General features: G+C 71.0%; 16 protein-coding genes. 14 read left to right on the forward strand and 2 right to left on the reverse strand.

Annotated features, from left to right (window positions below; translation table 11 throughout):
- Positions 1-103 precede the first annotated feature (103 nt).
- From NIE111_RS03495 to NIE111_RS03530, 8 genes are all read left to right on the forward strand, one after another.
- The gene (locus tag NIE111_RS03495; protein ID WP_091401800.1) at positions 104-865 is read left to right on the forward strand and encodes an ABC transporter ATP-binding protein; all 762 of its coding nucleotides are present in this window, start codon (positions 104-106) and stop codon (positions 863-865) included.
- Positions 852-1544, forward strand: coding sequence for an ABC transporter ATP-binding protein (locus NIE111_RS03500; protein WP_238682998.1), 693 nt, complete (start codon positions 852-854; stop codon positions 1542-1544). The genes NIE111_RS03495 and NIE111_RS03500 overlap by 14 nt, the downstream gene beginning before the upstream one ends.
- Positions 1545-1595: 51 nt before the next feature.
- Positions 1596-2846, forward strand: coding sequence for an ABC transporter substrate-binding protein (locus NIE111_RS03505; protein ID WP_372488273.1), 1251 nt, complete (start codon positions 1596-1598; stop codon positions 2844-2846).
- 13 nt (positions 2847-2859) lie between these two features.
- On the forward strand, positions 2860-3741 hold the full coding sequence (locus NIE111_RS03510; protein ID WP_112583340.1) for a branched-chain amino acid ABC transporter permease: 882 nt from the start codon (positions 2860-2862) through the stop codon (positions 3739-3741).
- Complete coding sequence (locus NIE111_RS03515) at positions 3738-4751, forward strand: branched-chain amino acid ABC transporter permease (RefSeq protein WP_238682999.1); 1014 nt, start codon at positions 3738-3740, stop codon at positions 4749-4751. The genes NIE111_RS03510 and NIE111_RS03515 overlap by 4 nt, the downstream gene beginning before the upstream one ends.
- A 79-nt stretch (positions 4752-4830) precedes the next feature.
- Positions 4831-5502: a transcriptional regulator gene (locus NIE111_RS03520; protein WP_238683000.1), complete on the forward strand. Its 672-nt coding sequence runs from the start codon at positions 4831-4833 to the stop codon at positions 5500-5502.
- 84 nt (positions 5503-5586) lie between these two features.
- The gene (locus NIE111_RS03525; RefSeq protein WP_238683032.1) at positions 5587-7155 is read left to right on the forward strand and encodes an MFS transporter; all 1569 of its coding nucleotides are present in this window, start codon (positions 5587-5589) and stop codon (positions 7153-7155) included.
- 11 nt (positions 7156-7166) lie between these two features.
- Entirely contained in the window at positions 7167-7775 is a 609-nt protein-coding gene (locus tag NIE111_RS03530) for a TetR/AcrR family transcriptional regulator (protein ID WP_238683001.1), read from the forward strand.
- Between the two features lie 46 nt (positions 7776-7821).
- Here NIE111_RS03530 and NIE111_RS03535 read toward each other — a convergent pair whose 3' ends face one another.
- Together NIE111_RS03535 and NIE111_RS03540 are read right to left on the reverse strand one after the other, a co-directional pair.
- On the reverse strand, positions 7822-9741 hold the full coding sequence (locus NIE111_RS03535) for a helix-turn-helix domain-containing protein (RefSeq protein ID WP_238683002.1): 1920 nt from the start codon (positions 9739-9741) through the stop codon (positions 7822-7824).
- Between the two features lie 14 nt (positions 9742-9755).
- On the reverse strand, positions 9756-10538 hold the full coding sequence (locus NIE111_RS03540) for a 3-hydroxybutyrate dehydrogenase (RefSeq protein ID WP_124817383.1): 783 nt from the start codon (positions 10536-10538) through the stop codon (positions 9756-9758).
- A 395-nt stretch (positions 10539-10933) separates the two neighbouring features.
- Between NIE111_RS03540 and ruvC the strand changes: the two genes are divergently transcribed.
- The 6 genes from ruvC (at position 10934) to secF (ending at position 17074) form a co-directional block, all read left to right on the forward strand.
- On the forward strand, positions 10934-11461 hold the full coding sequence (ruvC, locus tag NIE111_RS03545) for a crossover junction endodeoxyribonuclease RuvC (protein WP_091401816.1): 528 nt from the start codon (positions 10934-10936) through the stop codon (positions 11459-11461).
- Positions 11458-12060 (forward strand): Holliday junction branch migration protein RuvA, encoded by a 603-nt coding sequence (gene ruvA, locus NIE111_RS03550; protein ID WP_210784947.1) that lies wholly within the window; start codon positions 11458-11460, stop codon positions 12058-12060. Before ruvC ends, ruvA begins: the two co-directional genes overlap by 4 nt.
- A gap of 87 nt (positions 12061-12147) precedes the next feature.
- Entirely contained in the window at positions 12148-13215 is a 1068-nt protein-coding gene (gene ruvB / locus NIE111_RS03555) for a Holliday junction branch migration DNA helicase RuvB (RefSeq protein WP_238683003.1), read from the forward strand.
- A 121-nt stretch (positions 13216-13336) separates the two neighbouring features.
- The gene (gene yajC, locus NIE111_RS03560; protein ID WP_238683004.1) at positions 13337-13693 is read left to right on the forward strand and encodes a preprotein translocase subunit YajC; all 357 of its coding nucleotides are present in this window, start codon (positions 13337-13339) and stop codon (positions 13691-13693) included.
- 278 nt (positions 13694-13971) lie between these two features.
- Positions 13972-15873, forward strand: a complete 1902-nt coding sequence (gene secD, locus NIE111_RS03565; protein ID WP_238683005.1) for a protein translocase subunit SecD — start codon at positions 13972-13974, stop codon at positions 15871-15873.
- Position 15874: 1 nt separating this feature from the next.
- Complete coding sequence (gene secF / locus NIE111_RS03570) at positions 15875-17074, forward strand: protein translocase subunit SecF (protein ID WP_238683006.1); 1200 nt, start codon at positions 15875-15877, stop codon at positions 17072-17074.
- Positions 17075-17108: the final 34 nt, after the last annotated feature.

Genomic DNA, 17108 nt, shown 5'->3' on the forward strand with positions numbered 1-17108 from the left:
CATGGTTCGACTCCAGCGGCCCGCCGTAGGTTTCGTCCACGCGACGGGCCTGTGACCACGGTCACCGAACCGACCGTCGCCGCGACGTGCGGAGGATGAGGCGATGGCCGGGCAAGCGCTCCTGTCGGCCCGTGGGCTGACCCGCGACTTCCGGGGCTTCCGGGCGGTCGACGACGTCGACCTCGACGTGGCGTCGGACAGCGTGCACGCGCTGGTCGGCCCGAACGGCGCGGGCAAGACCACCCTGTTCAACCTGCTCACCGGCTTCCTGCGACCCAGTGGTGGCCGGATCGAGCTGGCCGGGCGGGACGTCACCGGGCTGCCCCCCGAGCAGGTGGCCCGGCTCGGCGTGGCCCGTTCGTTCCAGATCACCAGCCTCTTCCCCCAACTGTCCGCACGCGAACACGTCGCGCTGGCATTGCAGTCACCCAGCGGGCTGGGCTGGCGGTTCTGGCGGTCGGCGAAGCTGATGGGCCGCTACACCGAACGGGCCGACGAACTGCTGGCCATGGTCGGGCTCGCCGAGTTGGCACACGCCCCCTCGGCGTCCCTGGCGTACGGCCGCAAACGCGCCCTGGAGCTGGCCATCGCGCTGGCGCTGGACCCGAAGGTGCTGCTGCTCGACGAGCCGACGGCGGGCATGGGCCTGGAGGACGTCGACCGCACCGTCGAGCTGATCGGTCGGGTCCGCCAGGGCCGGACCGTGGTGATGGTCGAGCACAACATGAGCGTGGTCGGCCGTCTCGCCGACACCGTCACAGTGCTCCAGGCCGGCAAGGTCCTCGTCGAGGGCCCGTACGAGCAGGTCCGCGCCGACGAGCGCGTGATCACCGCCTACCTGGGAGCCGCCGATGCTGCGCATTGAGAACCTGTCCGCCTCCTACGGCGAGGCGCAGGTGCTGCGCGACGTCAGCCTCGAGGTCTCCGCCGGTGAGGTGGTCACCCTGGTCGGCCGCAACGGTGCCGGCAAGTCCACACTGCTGCGCTGCGTGATGGGGCTGCACACCGGTCAGCGCGGCACCGTGGAGTTGGACGGGCGGGACATCACCAGGCTGCCGGCGCACAAGCGGGCCCGCCTGGGTCTGGGCTGGGTGCCCGACGACCGGGGCAGCTACGCCACGTTGACAGTCACCGAGAACCTCACGCTGCCGCCCACCGTCGGCCCTGACCCGTGGTCGCTGGAGCGGGTGTACGAGGCGTTTCCGGCCCTGTACACCCGACGGGACTCGGCGGCCACCATGCTCTCCGGCGGCGAGCAGCAGATGCTCGCGCTGGCCCGGGTGCTGCGGATGGGCGCCCGGTTGCTGCTCTGCGACGAGCCCACCGAAGGGCTGTCGCCACTGCTGGTGCAGCAGGTCGGCGATCTGCTGCGCGAGGCCAAACGGCACGGCGTGACAGTGCTGCTTGTCGAACAGAACCTGCACTTCGCCACCGGTGTCGCCGACCGGCACTACCTGCTGGCCGAGGGCCGGGTCGCCGAGGCGATGGACAACTCCGAGGTGCGTTCGCGCGAACGCGAACTGCTCGCGTACCTCGGGATCTGAATTTTCCCAACGACGACCCGCGCGACGCCGCGCGGAATGGATGGAGTGGGCATGCGCAGGACGATGGGTGTGGCCGCGGCGTCGGCCGTGGTGATGCTGGCCGCCGGATGCGGCGGCGGTGGCCCGCAGTCGAGTGGCGACCAGAAGCTGACCGGCGACAAGATCGTGCTGGGCGTGCTCAACGACCAGTCCGGGGCGTACTCGGAGTTGTCCGGAAAAAACTCGGTGGCGGCGGTGGAGATGGCCATCGCCGACTTCACCGCGAAGCACGGTGACAAGGCGGTGACCACAGACATCACTGTGGAGACCGCCGACCACCAGAACAAGCCGGACGTGGCCAACTCCAAGGCCCAGGAGATGTACGACCGCAAGGGCGTCGACCTGATCCTGGACGTGCCCACCTCGTCGGCCGCGCTGAAGGTCGCCGACGTGGCGAAGGAGAAGAAGAAGCTCTACTTCAACATCGGTGCGGCGACCACCGACCTGACCGGCAAGAGCTGCAACAAGTACACCTTCCACTACGCGTACGACACGTACATGCTGGCCAACGGCACCGGAAAGACCACCACCGAGCAGATCGGCAAGAACTGGTACATCCTCTACCCGAACTACGCCTTCGGTCAGGACATGGAGAAGAGCTTCTCCACAGCGATCACGGCGGCCGGTGGCACTGTCGTCGGCAAGGACGGGGCGCCGTTCCCGAACACCAGCGGTGACTTCTCCACCTTCCTGCTCAAGGCGCCGAACCTGAACCCGAAGCCGGACGTGCTGGGCACCATGCAGGCCGGCGCCGAGCTGGTCAACGTGGTGAAGCAGTACAACGAGTTCAAGCTGCGGGACAAGGGCGTCGGCCTGGCGGTGGGGCTGATGTTCCTCACCGACATCCACTCGCTCACCCCGGCGGCGCTGGCCGGCACCACGTACACCGACGCCTGGTACTGGAACTTCGACGCGAAGAACCGGGAGTTCGCCGACCGCTTCCAGCAGAAGGCCGGCACCCGGCCGACCTTCGCGCACGCCGCCAACTACTCCGCGGCGTTGCAGTACCTGGAGGCGGTGCAGGCCGCCGGCACCGACGACGCGGACGCCGTGGTCAAGGGCCTGGAGGGCAAGACGGTCGAGGACGTCTTCCTGCGCAACGGGAAGATCCGCGCCGAGGACCACCGGGTGGTGCACGACGCGTACCTGGCCCAGGTGAAGCCGCAGTCCGAGGTCGCCGAGCCGTGGGACTACGTGAAGGTGCTCAAGACGATCCCCGCCGGGGAGGCGTTCCGCGCGCCCTCGGCGGACTGCAAGCTCTGAGCGCGAGGGCGCTGTGAGCGGATTCGCGCAGAACACGTTCAACGGGTTGGTGAGTGGGGCGTTCTACGCCCTGCTCGCCCTCGGGCTGGCAGTCATCTTCGGCATGCTGCGAGTCGTCAACTTCGCCCACGGCGCGTTCTACATGCTCGGCGCGTTCGGGGCGTACGTGCTGCTCAGCGAGGCGGGCGTGCCGTTCTGGGCCGCCCTGGTGATCATGCCGGTGGGGTTGGGTCTGCTCGGCATGGCGTTGGAACGCGCGGTGATCCATCGGCTGACCAAACTGGACCCGCTCTACAACTTCCTGCTCACCTTCGGTCTGACGCTGATCCTTCAGGACCTGGTGAAACTGCGCTACGGCGTGCAGTCCAGCCCGTACGAGACGCCGTCGCTGTTGAGCGGGTCGGTCGACTTCGGGCTGTTCGACTTCCCGACGTACCGGGTGTTCATCCTCGGCTTCGCGGTGCTGCTCTGCGTCGCGGTGTGGTGGGTGCTGACCCGGACCCGGATCGGCATGGTGGTCCGTGCGGCCACCGAACGGCCGGACCTGACCCGTGCCTTCGGCATCGACGTCGGACGGTGGGTGACCCCGGTCTTCGGCTTCGGCATCGGGCTGGCCGGCCTCGCCGGTGTGCTGGCCGCGCCGATGCGCGCGGTCAACCCGCTGATGGGCGCCGACCTGATCATCGTGGTGTTCGCGGTGGTGGTGATCGGCGGGCTGGGCTCGATCTTCGGGTCGGTCGCCGCCGGCTTCGGCATCGGACTCGTGCAGGCGTGGGGTGAGGCGTACCTCTCCAACTTCCCGCTCGTCTCACAGACGATCGTCTTCGTGGTGATGGCCGGCGTGCTGCTCTGGCGCCCGGCCGGCCTGTTCGGTCGGGAGGAGGCCCCCGCATGACCAACACAGTGGACACTCCTACCGACGCGTCCCGCTCGACGCCACCGTCCGGGCTGATCGCTGTGGCCCGGGCCCCCGGCTGGGTCCGGTACGCGCTGCTCGCCGTCGGCCTGGCCGTCGCGGCGTGGCTGCCCAACGGCCTCTACCCGGCGGTCGCTGTGGACATCCTCTGCTGGGCGCTGTTCGCCGTGGCGGTGGACCTGCTGCTCGGCTTCACCGGGCTGATGTCCTTCGGGCACGCCGCGTTCTGGGGCACCTCCGCGTACGTCACCGGGCTGGTGGCCATCCACGTCGGCCTGCCGTTTCCCCTCGCGGTGCTGGCCGGTGCCCTCGCCGCGGCCGTGCTGGCGGTGCCGATCGGGTACCTGGCGGTCAAGCGGACCGGCATCTACTTCGCCATGGTGACCCTGGCCTTCGCGCAGATGGTCTACTACGTCGCCAACGAGTGGCGCTCGGTGACCCAGGGCGAGAACGGCCTCCAGGGGGTGCCCCGCGAGCTGTTCGGCCTCGACCTCACCGACGACTACTTCTTCTACTACGCGATCCTGCCGATCGTGCTGCTCGGGCTCGCCGCCGCCTGGCGGATCGTGCACTCACCGTTCGGTCGGGTGCTGGTCGGCATCCGGGACAACCCGGCGCGGGCGCGGGCGCTGGGCTACCCGGTGCACAACTACAAGCTCACCGCGTTCGTGCTGTCCGGGTTCATCGCCGGCCTCGGCGGCGGGCTGTTCGCTGTCGGCCACCGGTTCGTCTCGCTGGACGTGCTGCACTGGACCACCTCCGGCAAGGCGGTCATCGTGGTGGTGCTCGGCGGGATCGGCACCCTCTGGGGTGGGGTGCTCGGCGCCGCCCTCGTGGTCCGGCTGGAGGACTGGCTGTCGTTCTCCGGGTTCGAGGCGATCGGCCTGGTGACCGGCGGCATCTTCGTCCTCGTCGTGGTGCTGTTCCGGCGCGGCATCTGGGGCAGCGTCGCCGCGCTGGTGCACCGGCTGGCGGCTCGCCGCCGCTGAAAATCCCACGACGGCGCATCCGCCACGCGCCCTTCGAGCGAACCCCCGGGTAGAGAACGTCTACCCGGGGGTACGTCTGGTGCTGACCGATCCGATGCCGGCGGAGGCCGTGGAGATCGCGCACAAGCAGGTTTCGCTGGCGGCCGAGGACCTGGACGCCAACGCTGTCGCGACGCTGGTGCTGGAGGTGGTCGAGGCGTGGGGCGTGCCGGCGCTCTGGGAGCAGGTCTGCCGTCCGCTGCTGGCCCGGCTGTCGGGGCGTACCGCCGCCGAGATCGTCGTCGAGCACGCGCTCTTCGAGGGCGTCCGGGTCGGGTTGGACGCGTACCGCCGGGAGCCGGGTCGGCCACTGCCCACCGGCGGGGTGCTGCTGGCCGGCACCGAGAAGGAGGCGCACAGTCTGGGTCTGCTGGCGCTCGCCGCCGCGCTGCGCGAGCAGGGTCGCGGCTGCCTGAACCTCGGCCCGGCGCTGCCCTGGTCCGCGCTCACCAGCGCGGTGTACCGGGCCCGCCCGCGCACCGTCGTGCTCTGGTCGCAGACGCCGCTCACCGGCCGCGCGTACCGCCTGGTGCGCTTCGCCCGGGACTTTCCGCTCCTTCGGGTGTACGGCGCGGGGCCCGGCTGGATCGAGCCGCTCGGCGGTCCGGCGGTCCGTCTCGGCACGTTGACGGAGGCCGTCGACGCCTGCCTGGCGGTCGCGCTCGGGCGTGATGCCCACCACATACGATACGGATCGGTGCCGTATCGTTAATACCCGTCGTAGGCTGACCCACGTTACGAGTCTGACCCGTATCGTATTTCGTCGCGGGTGACCAGCGTGGGGGGAAAGCACGGCATGGAGCTGCACAACAACACCGGACACCCGAGGCGGTGGGCGATCCTGGGGGTGCTGGTGATCAGCCTCCTCGTGGTCGTCCTCGACAACACGATCCTCAACGTCGCCCTGCGCACCCTGGCCGACCCGGTGCACGGCCTCGGCGCCAGCCAGGGCGAGCTGGAGTGGTCCATCAACTCCTACACGCTCGTCTTCGCCGGGCTGCTGTTCACCTTCGGGGTGCTCGGCGACCGCGCCGGTCGCAAGCGCTTCCTGATGATCGGTCTGGTGCTGTTCGGCCTGGCGTCGCTGCTCTCCGCATACGCCCAGAGCCCCGGACAGCTCATCGCGGCCCGCGCCCTGATGGGGGTCGGCGGCGCGGCCATCATGCCGGTGACCTTGTCGATCATCTCCAACGTCTTCGACCCGCGCGAGCGTGGTCGGGCCATCGGGGTCTGGGCCGGTGCTGTCGGTCTCGCCGTGGCGATCGGCCCGATCCTCGGCGGCGCGCTGCTGGAGCACTTCTGGTGGGGCTCGGTCTTCCTGATCAACGTGCCGGTGGTCGTCGCGGGCGTGGTTCTGGTCGCGCTGCTGGTCCCCGAGTCGCGTGACCCGCGGCCCGGTCGGATCGACGTGCTCGGCGTGCTGCTCTCCGTGGTCGGCCTGGTCGCCCTCTCCTACGGCATCATCGACGGCGGCGAGCACGGCTTCGGCCGCCCGGTGGCCTGGGGCTCGATCCTGCTCGGCGTCGCGGTGCTGGCCTGGTTCGTCCAGCACGAGCGGCGCAGCGACCACCCGTCGCTGGACGTCCGACTGTTCAAGGTGCCCCGGTTCGCCGCGCCGGTCGCCATCGTCGGCCTGGTGTTCTTCGCCGCGATGGGCTCGATGTTCTTCGGCTCGTTCTACCTGCAACTCGTGCGCGACTACAGCCCGTTGCAGACCGGCCTGCTCTTCCTGCCCTTCGCCGGCGCCCAGCTGGTCTTCGCGCCGCGCAGCGCGGCGATGGTCCGTCGCTACGGCGGCAAGGCCGTCGCCACCGTCGGGTTGGTGCTGACAGTGGTGTCACTCGGCGCGTTCGTCTTCATCGGCGCCTCCACCCCGATCTGGATCGTGCTGCTCGTCTTCCTCATCCAGGGCGCCGGGATGGCCAACATCATGCCGCCGGCCACCGAGTCGATCATGTCGGCGCTGCCCCGGGAGAAGGCCGGGGTGGGCTCCGCGGTCAGCAACACCATCCGCCAGGTGGCCGGCGCACTCGGCGTGGCCATCCTCGGCTCGGTGCTCTCCGCCGTCTACCGCAGCGACATCGGTGACGCGCTGACCGGTCTGCCCACGCAGGCCCAGGACGCGGCCAACGAGTCGATCTCCGGTGCGTACGCGGCGGCGGGCCAGCTCGGGCCGGCGGCGCCGGCGCTGATCTCGGCGGCCAACGACGCCTTCGTCACCGCCATGCACTGGGCGGCCGGGCTCTCCGCGGTGATCGCCGCACTCGGGATCATCGTGGTGCTGCGCTGGATGCCGGGCAAGGAGGACACGAGCGTCGCCCCGGCGGTGCCGGTCGCCGAGCCTGAGCTGGCCGGCACGGCATAGGTTCGGGGAGGATGGCGGACATGACGTCCACTGCCGATGCTCCGCGGTCGCCCGGTCGACCGCGGAGCCTCCGCGCCGACGAGGCGATCATCGAGGCCACCCTCGACCTGCTCGCCGAGGGCAGCACCATCGAGGCGCTCTCGATCGAGGCGATCGCCACCCGGGCCGGGGTCGGCAAGGCCACCATCTACCGCCGCTGGGCCGGCAAGGACGCGTTGCTGCTGGACGCGTTGCGCCGCCTCAAGGGCGTCCTGGCCCAGCCGGCGGGCCACTCCGTCCGCGACGACCTGGTGCTGCTGGTCGGCGCGATCGGCAAGAACGTCGACCCGCGAGCGGCCAAGATCATGCCCTGCCTGGCGCCCGCCGTGAACCGCAGCGCCGACCAGTTCCAGCTCTACCAGAACATCATCTCGCCCCGCCGGCAGTTGATGCGCGAGGTGCTGCGGCGCGGCATCGACGAGGGGGTGCTCCGGGCCGACATCGACGTCGAGGTGACGATGGCGCTGCTCACCGGGCCGATGCTGATCCAGCGGGTGCTCCAGTGGAACCCGGACCTGGACGAGCAGACCCTCCCCGAGCGGGTCGTCGACGCCGTGCTGGAAGGCATCCAGGCCCGCTGACGCCGAGTGCCCGGTCGGCGGCGTTCGTGCCGCCGGCCGGCTTCGGTCAGCCGGCCGGCGCCCGCAGTCGGTGCAGGCGTAGCGCGAGCTGCACCTCCAACGCCCGCTCGGGCCGCTGCCAGTCGACGCCGAGCAACTGCCCGACCCGCTCCAACCGCTGGGTCACCGTGTTGACGTGCACGTGCAGTTGCTCGGCGGCCCGGGCCAGGCTGCCGCCCACCCCGAAGTACGCCTCCAGCGTCTTCACCAGAGCCGTGCCACGCCGGGCGTCGTAGTCGAGGACCGGCCCGACGGTGGCGCCGAGGAACTCGGTCACGTCCTTCTCACCCCGGTCACCGACAGTGCCCAGCAACAACCCGACGAAGCCCAACTCCACAGTGCTCGCGCCCTGCCCGGCACGGCCCAGCGCGCCCAGCGCCGTCAGGCACCGGTCCGCCTCCTGGAACGTCCGGGCCAGCGCCGCCGGTGTGTCCGACGGGCCACTCGCCCCGGCGGTCACCGGTCGACCTGTCACCCGGGACAGGTCCCGGGCCACCGCGCGGGCGCTGCCGCCCGCGTCCAACCCCGGCAACATCAAAACCACCCGGCCGTCGCGCGCCGCGGCCAGCCCGCCGCGCGCCGACGCGTACGTGGTGGCCCAGGAGAGCACCCGCTGCCGAGCCGAGCCGGTCGCGGCGATCGCGTCGTCGCCCACCGCCACCAGCACGTGCGGCGCGTCCAGGTCCACCCCGAGCCGGCGGGCCCGACTGCGCAGCGCGTCGGTGTCGCGCAGCGGGCGGGCGATCAGGTCGTCCAGCAACTCGCCACGCACCCGCCCCTCCGCCTCCGCGACCGTCCGGCGGAACAGCAGCAGCAGCGCCGTCACCAACGCCGCCCGCTCCAGGATGCGCTGGTCGGCGTCGACCAACTCGTCGTCCGGGCGCAGCACCAGGGCACCCAAATTCTCCGCGCCGGCCACCACCGCCGCGTACCAGAGCGGACCCCGGCGTACGCTGCGCCCCTCGGTCCGGGACGCGGCCACCGCCTCGACGATGTCCGCGCGGTCCGGCTCCTCGATCTCACCCACCCGGGCCAGCAGGCGACCCTCGGCGTCCAACGCCAGCAGCGCGCCGCCCAGCACCTCGGTCACCGCGGCCGCCACGTCCTCCACGCCACCGCCGCGCAGCACCAGCGCTGTCATCCGGTCGTGTGCCGCCGCGGCCCGCTCCACCGAGCTGCTGTGCGCCCGGATGGTGGTGTTCGCCGCCGACAACTCGGCCAACGCCGAACGGGTCTCGGTCAGCAGCCGAGCGGTGTCGATCGCCACCGCGGCGTGCGCGGCCAGCGACACCAGCAGCGCCACCTCCTCCCGGACGAACGGCCGGGCCGAACGGTTGGCCGAGTAGAGCACCCCGATCGAGGTCGAGCCGAGCCGCAGCGGCACCCCCAGGATCGCCACCAGACCCTCCTCGCCCACCCCGGCGTCGATCTCACCGGTGTGGTGGAAGCGCGCGTCCTCGCCGTAGTTGGCGGTGACGTACGGGGCGCCGGACTGGGCCACCAGGCCACCGAGACCAGCGCCCATCGGCAGGCGCAGCCGCTGGAAACGGGCCGAGACCGAGCCGTCGGTCACCCGCATGTAGGTGTCGCCACGTTCGTCGTCGTTGAGCGTCATGTACGCCACGTCCGCGCCGAGCAGGTGACGGGCCCGGTGCACGATCGCCCGCAACACGTCGTCCAGATCGCGCAGCCCAGCCAGGTCGCTGACGGTGTCGTACAGGCCGGACAGCTCGCTCTCCCGGCGGCGGCGACGCTCCAGCAGCGCCCGGACCCGCAACGCCACCGACTTGGCCTGCTCCAACTCGGCCAGCCGGTCCGGCGGCAGCCCGGCGGCCCGCGCGGCCACCAGCGGCCCCTCGAACTCGACCGCCGCGGCCTCTCGGGCGAGCAGCTCCAGGAACTCCACCGGCGAAGACATGGTCGACATTGTGCTCAGCCCCACTAGTTGGCCGTCCAGCCCCCGTCGAGGGCGATCGACGCCCCGGTGATGAACGCCGCCGGCGGCGAGCAGAGGTACGCCAGCAGCTCGGCCACCTCCTCCGGCTCGATCAACCGTTTGATCGCGGCCCGGGCCAACATGATCTTCTCGATCACCTCGGCCTCGTCGATGCCGTGACTGGCAGCCTGGTCGGCGATCTGGCTCTCCACCAGTGCGGTACGCACGTACGCCGGGTTGATGCAGTTGGCGGTGACCCCGTGCGCGGCGCCCTCCAACGCGACCACCTTCGACAGCCCCTCCAGGGCGTGCTTCGCCGAGACGTAGGCCGCCTTGTACGGCGAGGCACGCAACCCGTGCACCGAGGAGATGTTGACGATCCGCCCCCAGCCCCGGGCGTACATGTGCGGCAGCGCCCGGCGGATCAGCAGGAACGGCGCCTCCACCATCACCCGCTGGATGTACTCGAAACGCTCGACGGGAAAGTCCTGCAACGGCGCGACGTGCTGGAGCCCCGCGTTGTTCACCACGATGTCCACGTCCACGTCGAGCGAATCCACCGCCGCGGCGTCGGACAGGTCCACGCCCTCGGCCCGGCCACCTGCCTCGGCGGCCACCGCCTTGGCCGCCTCCAGGTTGCGGTCCACCACGAGCACCTTGGCGCCGGCCGCGCCCAGCCGCAGGGCACACGCCCGCCCGATGCCGCCGCCGCCCCCGGTCACCAGGGCGGTCCGACCGGAGAGGTCGACCTGTACGACGTGGGGGACCACCACGGGTTCTGCCGTCATGGCGCAAGAAGTTACGAGCTGTGTGCTCCCCGGCACATGGGCCAGCGACACATACTCCGCACCAAAGCTGTGTGGCCCCACCCGCCCCCGCCACCCGCTCCGCTCCCACCCCGCCGTCGCTCCCACCCCACCCCGCTCCCGCCCCACCGCCGCGCCGCGGTCCCACCACTCCTGGTGCCGCCGCGCCTCGCGCTGCAAGATCGCGCAGCATCCTGGATGTAGTGGCATCCCGGCTAGTCGTGGCCACTACATCCAGGATCGAGCGTGACCTTGACGGCCGAGGGCGTCGTAGGGGGCTGGGCGGGGTGCGGAGGGCGTGTCCCGTGGGGCTGGTGGGAACGGCGCCGGTTAGGGTGTCGAACACACGTACTGCTGACGGCTGGGGAGGGGGCGGCGTGCGCGTGCTCGGTGTGGACCCGGGGTTGACCCGGTGTGGGGTGGGCGTGGTCGAGGGTGTGCCCGGCCGGCCCTGCACCCTGGTCGCCTACTACGTGGTCTACACCGACCCGGCCGACGACCTGGCGTTGCGCCTGTTGCACCTGGACCGGTCGCTGAACAAGCTGGTCGCCGAGCACCAACCGGAGAGCGTCGCCGTCGAGCGGGTGTTCAGCCAGCACAACGTTCGTACCGTGATGGGCACCGCGCAGGCCAGTGGCATCGCCGTGCTGGCCGGGGCGCGGGCCGGGCTGCCGGTGCAGACGTACACCCCGAGCGAGGTGAAGGCCGCCGTGACCGGGTCCGGTCAGGCCGACAAGGCGCAGATGACCGCCATGGTGACCCGGTTGTTGCGACTGGCCGAGCCGCCGAAGCCGGCGGACGCCGCCGACGCGCTGGCTCTGGCCATCTGCCACGTGTGGCGCGGCGGGACCCGGTCCAAGATCGCCGCCGCGGCGGACCGGGCACGACGAGGAGGAGCGCGATGATCGCCAGCGTGCGCGGCACGGTGACCGCGACGGGTCCGGACCAGGCCGTGATCGAGGTCGGCGGGGTCGGTCTCGCTGTGCACTGCGCCCCGGGAACCCTCGCGGAGCTGCGGGTCGGCCAGGTCGCCCGGCTCGCCACCAGCTTGATCGTGCGGGAAGACTCGCTGACCCTCTACGGCTTCGCGGACGACGACGCCAAGTCACTGTTCGAGCTGCTCCAGACCGCCAGTGGGGTCGGCCCGCGGCTGGCCCAGGCGGTGCTGGCGGTGCACACCCCGGACGCGGTGCGCAAGGCGATCGCCAACGCCGACACGGCCGCCCTGACCCGCGTACCCGGGATCGGCAAGAAGGGCGCGGAACGCCTGGTGCTGGAGCTACGCGACCGGATCGGCCCGGTGCCGATCGGCGCCGACGGGGCGGCCGGGGTGACCCGCGGCAGCTGGCCCGACCAGGTCCGGCAGGCGCTGGTGGGGCTGGGCTGGACGGCCGGGCAGGCCGATCAGGCTGTCGCCGCGGTGGCGGAGTCGATCGAGGGTGAGACCCCGCCGGTGCCGGTCCTGCTCAAGCAGGCCATCCGACTGCTGGGCCGTACCCGATGACCGCCCGGCCGCGACGGGCGGCGGCGCGATGAGCGCGAGGAGTGAGCCGGATTTGCGAGCCTCGCAGTCGCGAATGAAGAGGGCACGATGAGCGAGACCGAGGGGCTCGTCTCGGCGTACGTCAGCGACGCCGACCGGGACGCGGAGGCCACGGTACGGCCGAGGCGGCTGGCCGAGTTCATCGCCCAGGACCGGGTGCGCGACCAGCTCGACCTGTTGTTGCAGGGCGCGATGCGGCGGGGGTCGCCGCCGGATCACATCCTGCTCTCCGGCCCGCCCGGGTTGGGCAAGACGAGCCTGGCCAACATCGTCGCCGCCGAGCTGGGCGCGGGCATCCGGGTGACCAGCGGCCCGGCGATCGAGCGTTCCGGTGATCTGGCGGCGATCCTGACCAGCCTCGCCGAGGGCGACGTGCTCTTCATCGACGAGATCCACCGGATCGCGCGGCCGGCCGAGGAGTTGCTGTACAGCGCGATGGAGGACTTCCGGGTCGACGTGGTGGTGGGCAAGGGGCCGGGGGCGACGGCGATCCCGCTGGACGTCGAGCCGTTCACCCTCGTCGGCGCGACGACCCGCTCGGGCCTGTTGACCGGGCCGATGCGGGACCGGTTCGGCTTCGTGGCGCACCTCGACTTCTACGCCCCGGCGGATCTGGAGACGCTGCTGCACCGTTCGGCGCGGATCCTGGGGGTGCCGATCACCCCGGAGGGCGCTGTCGAGATCGCCGGTCGGTCCCGGGGCACGCCACGGATCGCGAACCGGCTGCTGCGCCGGGTCCGCGACTACGCCGAGGTCCGGGCGGACGGGGTGGTCGACCTCGACACCGCCCGCGCGGCCCTGATCGTGTACGACGTGGACGCGCTCGGCCTGGACCGGCTGGACCGCGCGGTGTTGACCGCGTTGGTCGACTCGTTCCGGGGCGGTCCGGTCGGGTTGTCCACCCTCGCCGTGGCGGTGGGGGAGCAGCCGGACACTGTCGAGGAGGTCTGCGAGCCGTTCCTGGTGCGGGCCGGGCTGTTGGCCCGTACGCCCAGGGGTCGGGTGGCGACCGAGGCCGCCTGGCGGCATCTGGGGCGCACGCCGCCGAATGGTACATTTGGTGCGGATAGTCCGCCTGTGCCCGACTTGTTCTCCTTGGATGTCGATCAGCCGTGATGTGAACGTGATCTGTGCCGCATTCGGCGTTCTCAGGTGCAGGGTTTAGACTTCGCCGCGGTCTGTACAGGACGTGAGAATCCGCCTCCGCTCCGGCACCCCGGTGCCGGGCAGGTGGCCAATGGGAAGGTCAGTAACCGTGCAATTGGCAGCAGCGGGTGGCGGGGCCGGCGGTATCACGCCGATCCTGATGATCGCCCTGCTCTTCGGTGTCATGTACTTCATGATGATCCGGCCCCAGCAGAAGCGCCGCAAAGAGGCGGAGGCGATGCAGTCCAACCTCGGCCCTGGCGACGAGGTCGTGACCATCGGTGGGCTCTACGGCACGGTCACCGGCATCGAGGACGACACCGTCCTGATCGAGGTCGCCCCGGGCGTGCAGACCCGCTACGCCCGTCCGGCCATCGCGCGGGTGGTCACCCGCGCGGAGCTGCCGAGCGAGCCGGTCACCGAGGACGCGGACACCGTCAAGGACTGACCCCTCCCCTCGGGAGCGGCGATTGCGGCGTACGGCCGGTCGGCCGACTTCCGGGTCGTCGCGCCCGAACGGGGCAGCGGGCGAGACGTGAAAACTGGATAGTTGGGTCGACGCCGGGCGTCGGCACGTTCCCGTGACCGTCGGCGTTCCGCGCCGGGGTGCCCGGTCCTCGTGTCGGCACTCCGTCGGCTCAAGGCAGACCCCGTCGGGCAGGACCCCCGGCCCGACACCGCCGCCGCTGCGACAGCGGCGCGACCGTACAGGGAGACAGGACAGCCGTGGCACCACCTCAGGGACAGATGCGCCCCGGGCGGCAGCTCGCCGTGCTCGGGTTCATCTTCGTGGTCCTCTATCTTTTGGTGTTCTTCGCTGGCGCCAGCGGCAGCTGGAAGGACCGGCTCGAGCCCAAGCTCGGCCTGGACCTCATCGGCGGCACGCGGGTGACACTGGAGGCGACCAACAGCGTCGACGGCAAGCCCCCGACGGCGGAGAACCTCGAGGAGGCCCGCGAGATCATCGAGAGCCGGGTCAACGCGTTCGGCGTGGCCGAGGCCGAGGTGGTCACCGAGGGCAACCGCAACATCGTCATCTCCCTGCCCGGTGAGAACCGGAACCTCGACGACGTGGGCGAAGCGGCTGAGCTGCGCTTCCGCAAGGTGCTCAAGGGCGCCGACGGCAGTGGGACGGCCGCCGTGCCGCCCGCCGCCACGCCGGCCCCGTCCGGTAGCGCGACCCCGACCGGCAGCGCGACCCCGACCCCGACGGGCAGCGCCTCGCCGAAGGTGACCTCGTCGCCCAGCGGCGGTCAGGGCGGAATGGCCCCGGCGTCGCCCAGCGCCACACCGACCCCCTCCGCGTCCGCCACGGCCTCGCCGAGCGCCGCCGCGCCCAGCGCCAGCGCCGAACCGGTGCCGGCCAGTGTCGAGCAGCAGCGCAAGGTCGTCGAGCAGAAGGTCGGCGCCGCCGCGTGGCAGGCCGCCAACGGGTTGCAGGCCCCGGCCGATCTGACCGCCGACCCGTCGCTGGCCGAGAAGCTCAAGCCGTTCGGCACGCTGTCTCCGCAGGAGGTGGCGGTGCTGCCGGCGCAGATGCAGTTCAACGTGCCGACGATCGGCTGCACGCAGCTCGACCAGCGCCCCCCGGCGTCGATCTCCGACCCGAAGCAGCAGGTGGTCTCCTGCGAGGACGGCGCGTCGAAGTACCTGCTCGACCAGGCCAAGGTCGAGGGCACCGACGTGTCCGACGCCGACGCGGTGCTCGACCAGACCAACGCCTGGGTGGTCAGCCTGGACTTCACCGGCGACGGCCAGGGCAAGTGGACCTCGCTGACCCGTGAGGCGTTCAACAACGAGGGCCAGGCCTGCGACGCGACAGCGCTGGGCCAGGACGGCAAGTGCCGAGTGGCCGTCGTACTGGACAACAAGATCGTCTCCTCCCCGGAGATCCAGGGCGTGCTGACCGGCAACTCCCAGATCACCGGCACCTTCACCCAGAAGGACGCCAGCACCCTCGCCGGTCAGCTCCGCTACGGCGCACTGCCGGTGACCTTCGAGCAGCAGGAGGCGCAGAACGTCACCGCCACGCTGGGTGCCAGCCACCTGCGCGCCGGTCTGCTCGCGGCGGGCATCGGCATGCTGCTGGTCATCATCTACGCGTTCTTCTACTACCGGCTGCTCGGCTCGGTGATCTTCCTGAGCCTCATCCTCTCCGCGCTGCTGGTCTTCGGCGCGCTGGTGGTGCTCGGCCGGCAGATCGGCTTCACGCTCACCCTCGCCGGCATCGCCGGAATGATCGTCTCGCTCGGTGTGGCGGCGGACTCGTTCGTCATCTACTTCGAACGACTGAAAGACGAGATCCGGGAGGGGCGCAGCCCGCGTAGCGCGGTGCCCCGCGCCTGGATCCGGGCCCGTCGGACGATCATCTCGGCCAACGCGATCACCCTGCTCTCCGCTGTGGTGCTCTACGTGGTCTCGGTCGGCACGGTCAAGGGCTTCGCGTTCGCGCTGGGCCTGGCCACCGTGCTGGACCTGGTGGTGGTCTTCCTCTTCCGGCACCCGATCATGACGATGTTCGCCCGGACCCAGGCGTTCCTGTCCCCGCGGGTCAGCGGTCTGGGCCGGGCACTGCCGGCCCGCAACCAGCCGACTCAGCCCCGCAACCCGCGCGCCAAGGAGGCCTGAGATGGCTGAAAACGGTCTGGCGAGCCGCCTCTACAACGGCGAGGCCGGTCTCAACATCGTCGGTCGACGCAAGCTCTGGTTCGGCGTCGCCGGGCTCCTGGTCCTGATCGCGATCCTCAGCTTCTCGATTCGTGGGTTCAGCCTGGGCATCGAGTTCGCCGGCGGTAACTCGTTCCAGGTGCCGGCCAGCGTCGGCACCCTGGACGACGCCGAGCGGGAGGTCAACTCTGCCCTCGCCGCCGAGAACACCGGCGTCACGGTGGCCACCACGCAGAAGGTCGGCGGCCCGGGCGGCGACTCCTACGAGCTGCGCACGCCGCAGCTCACCGCCGAGCAGGCCACCGCGGTCAAGGCCCAGATCGCCGAGGACCTCGGCATCAGCGCCGACCAGATCAGCGACAACCAGGTCAGTGAGGCCTGGGGCAGCCAGGTGACCGAGCGTGCCGTACTCGGTCTGGTCATCTTCATCGCGCTGGTGATGGTCTACCTGATCCTGCGCTTCGAGTGGCGGATGGCAGTGGCCGCTGTCGCCTCGCTGATCACCAACCTGATCCTCACCGCCGGCATCTACTCGCTGGTCGGCTTCGAGGTCACCCCGTCGACGATCATCGGCTTCCTCACCATCCTGGGCTTCGCGCTCTACGACGTGGTGGTGGTCTTCGACAAGGTCCAGGAGAACACCCGGGGCATCACGGCCAACAACAACCAGACGTACGCCGAGGCGTCCAACCTGGCCATCAACCAGAGCCTGATGCGGTCGTTGAACACCTCGGTGGTCGCCCTGCTGCCGGTCGGCGGTCTGCTCTTCATCGGTGCCGGCCTGCTCGGCGCCGGCACGCTGAAGGACCTCGGTCTGGTGCTGTTCGTCGGTATGGCGGTGGCGTTCCTGACCTCCATCCTGGTGGCCACCCCGCTGCTGGCGCTGCTGAAGAACTACGACCCGCGGATCCAGGCGCACAACAAGCGCGTCCTGACCCGGCGGGGCGCTGTCGGCCGCGGCGAGGTCACCGGTAAGGGCGCTGCCGCGAGCCCGGTGGCCCAGGCCGACGCGACCGACGAGCCGGTCGACCAGGACGCCGCCGCGTTGGCCGGTGCCGCCCCCAAGGTGGGCGCTCGGCCGACGGGCAAGCGGCCCACCGGCGCCCGGGGCGGTCGCCCGGGTGGCGGCGGCAACCGGCCGGGTGGCGCCAAGCGGCGCTGACCCGACAGGAAACACCCGAACGGCGTCCGGCATG

The sequence above is a fragment of the Micromonospora hortensis genome, from assembly GCF_022230935.1.
Classification (GTDB): domain Bacteria; phylum Actinomycetota; class Actinomycetes; order Mycobacteriales; family Micromonosporaceae; genus Micromonospora; species Micromonospora hortensis.

Bases quoted from the DNA above. Each gene is read 5' to 3' on its own strand.
- NIE111_RS03535 (WP_238683002.1), bottom strand. From the start codon at position 9,741: ATGTCGACCATGTCTTCGCCGGTGGAGTTCCTGGAGCTGCTCGCCCGA.
- NIE111_RS03505 (WP_372488273.1), top strand. From the start codon at position 1,596: ATGCGCAGGACGATGGGTGTGGCCGCGGCGTCGGCCGTGGTGATGCTG.
- NIE111_RS03525 (WP_238683032.1), top strand. From the start codon at position 5,587: ATGGAGCTGCACAACAACACCGGACACCCGAGGCGGTGGGCGATCCTG.
- ruvA (WP_210784947.1), top strand. From the start codon at position 11,458: ATGATCGCCAGCGTGCGCGGCACGGTGACCGCGACGGGTCCGGACCAG.
- NIE111_RS03530 (WP_238683001.1), top strand. From the start codon at position 7,167: ATGGCGGACATGACGTCCACTGCCGATGCTCCGCGGTCGCCCGGTCGA.
- NIE111_RS03515 (WP_238682999.1), top strand. From the start codon at position 3,738: ATGACCAACACAGTGGACACTCCTACCGACGCGTCCCGCTCGACGCCA.
- NIE111_RS03540 (WP_124817383.1), bottom strand. From the start codon at position 10,538: ATGACGGCAGAACCCGTGGTGGTCCCCCACGTCGTACAGGTCGACCTC.
- ruvB (WP_238683003.1), top strand. From the start codon at position 12,148: ATGAGCGAGACCGAGGGGCTCGTCTCGGCGTACGTCAGCGACGCCGAC.
- NIE111_RS03500 (WP_238682998.1), top strand. From the start codon at position 852: ATGCTGCGCATTGAGAACCTGTCCGCCTCCTACGGCGAGGCGCAGGTG.
- NIE111_RS03495 (WP_091401800.1), top strand. From the start codon at position 104: ATGGCCGGGCAAGCGCTCCTGTCGGCCCGTGGGCTGACCCGCGACTTC.
- secF (WP_238683006.1), top strand. From the start codon at position 15,875: ATGGCTGAAAACGGTCTGGCGAGCCGCCTCTACAACGGCGAGGCCGGT.
- yajC (WP_238683004.1), top strand. From the start codon at position 13,337: ATGGGAAGGTCAGTAACCGTGCAATTGGCAGCAGCGGGTGGCGGGGCC.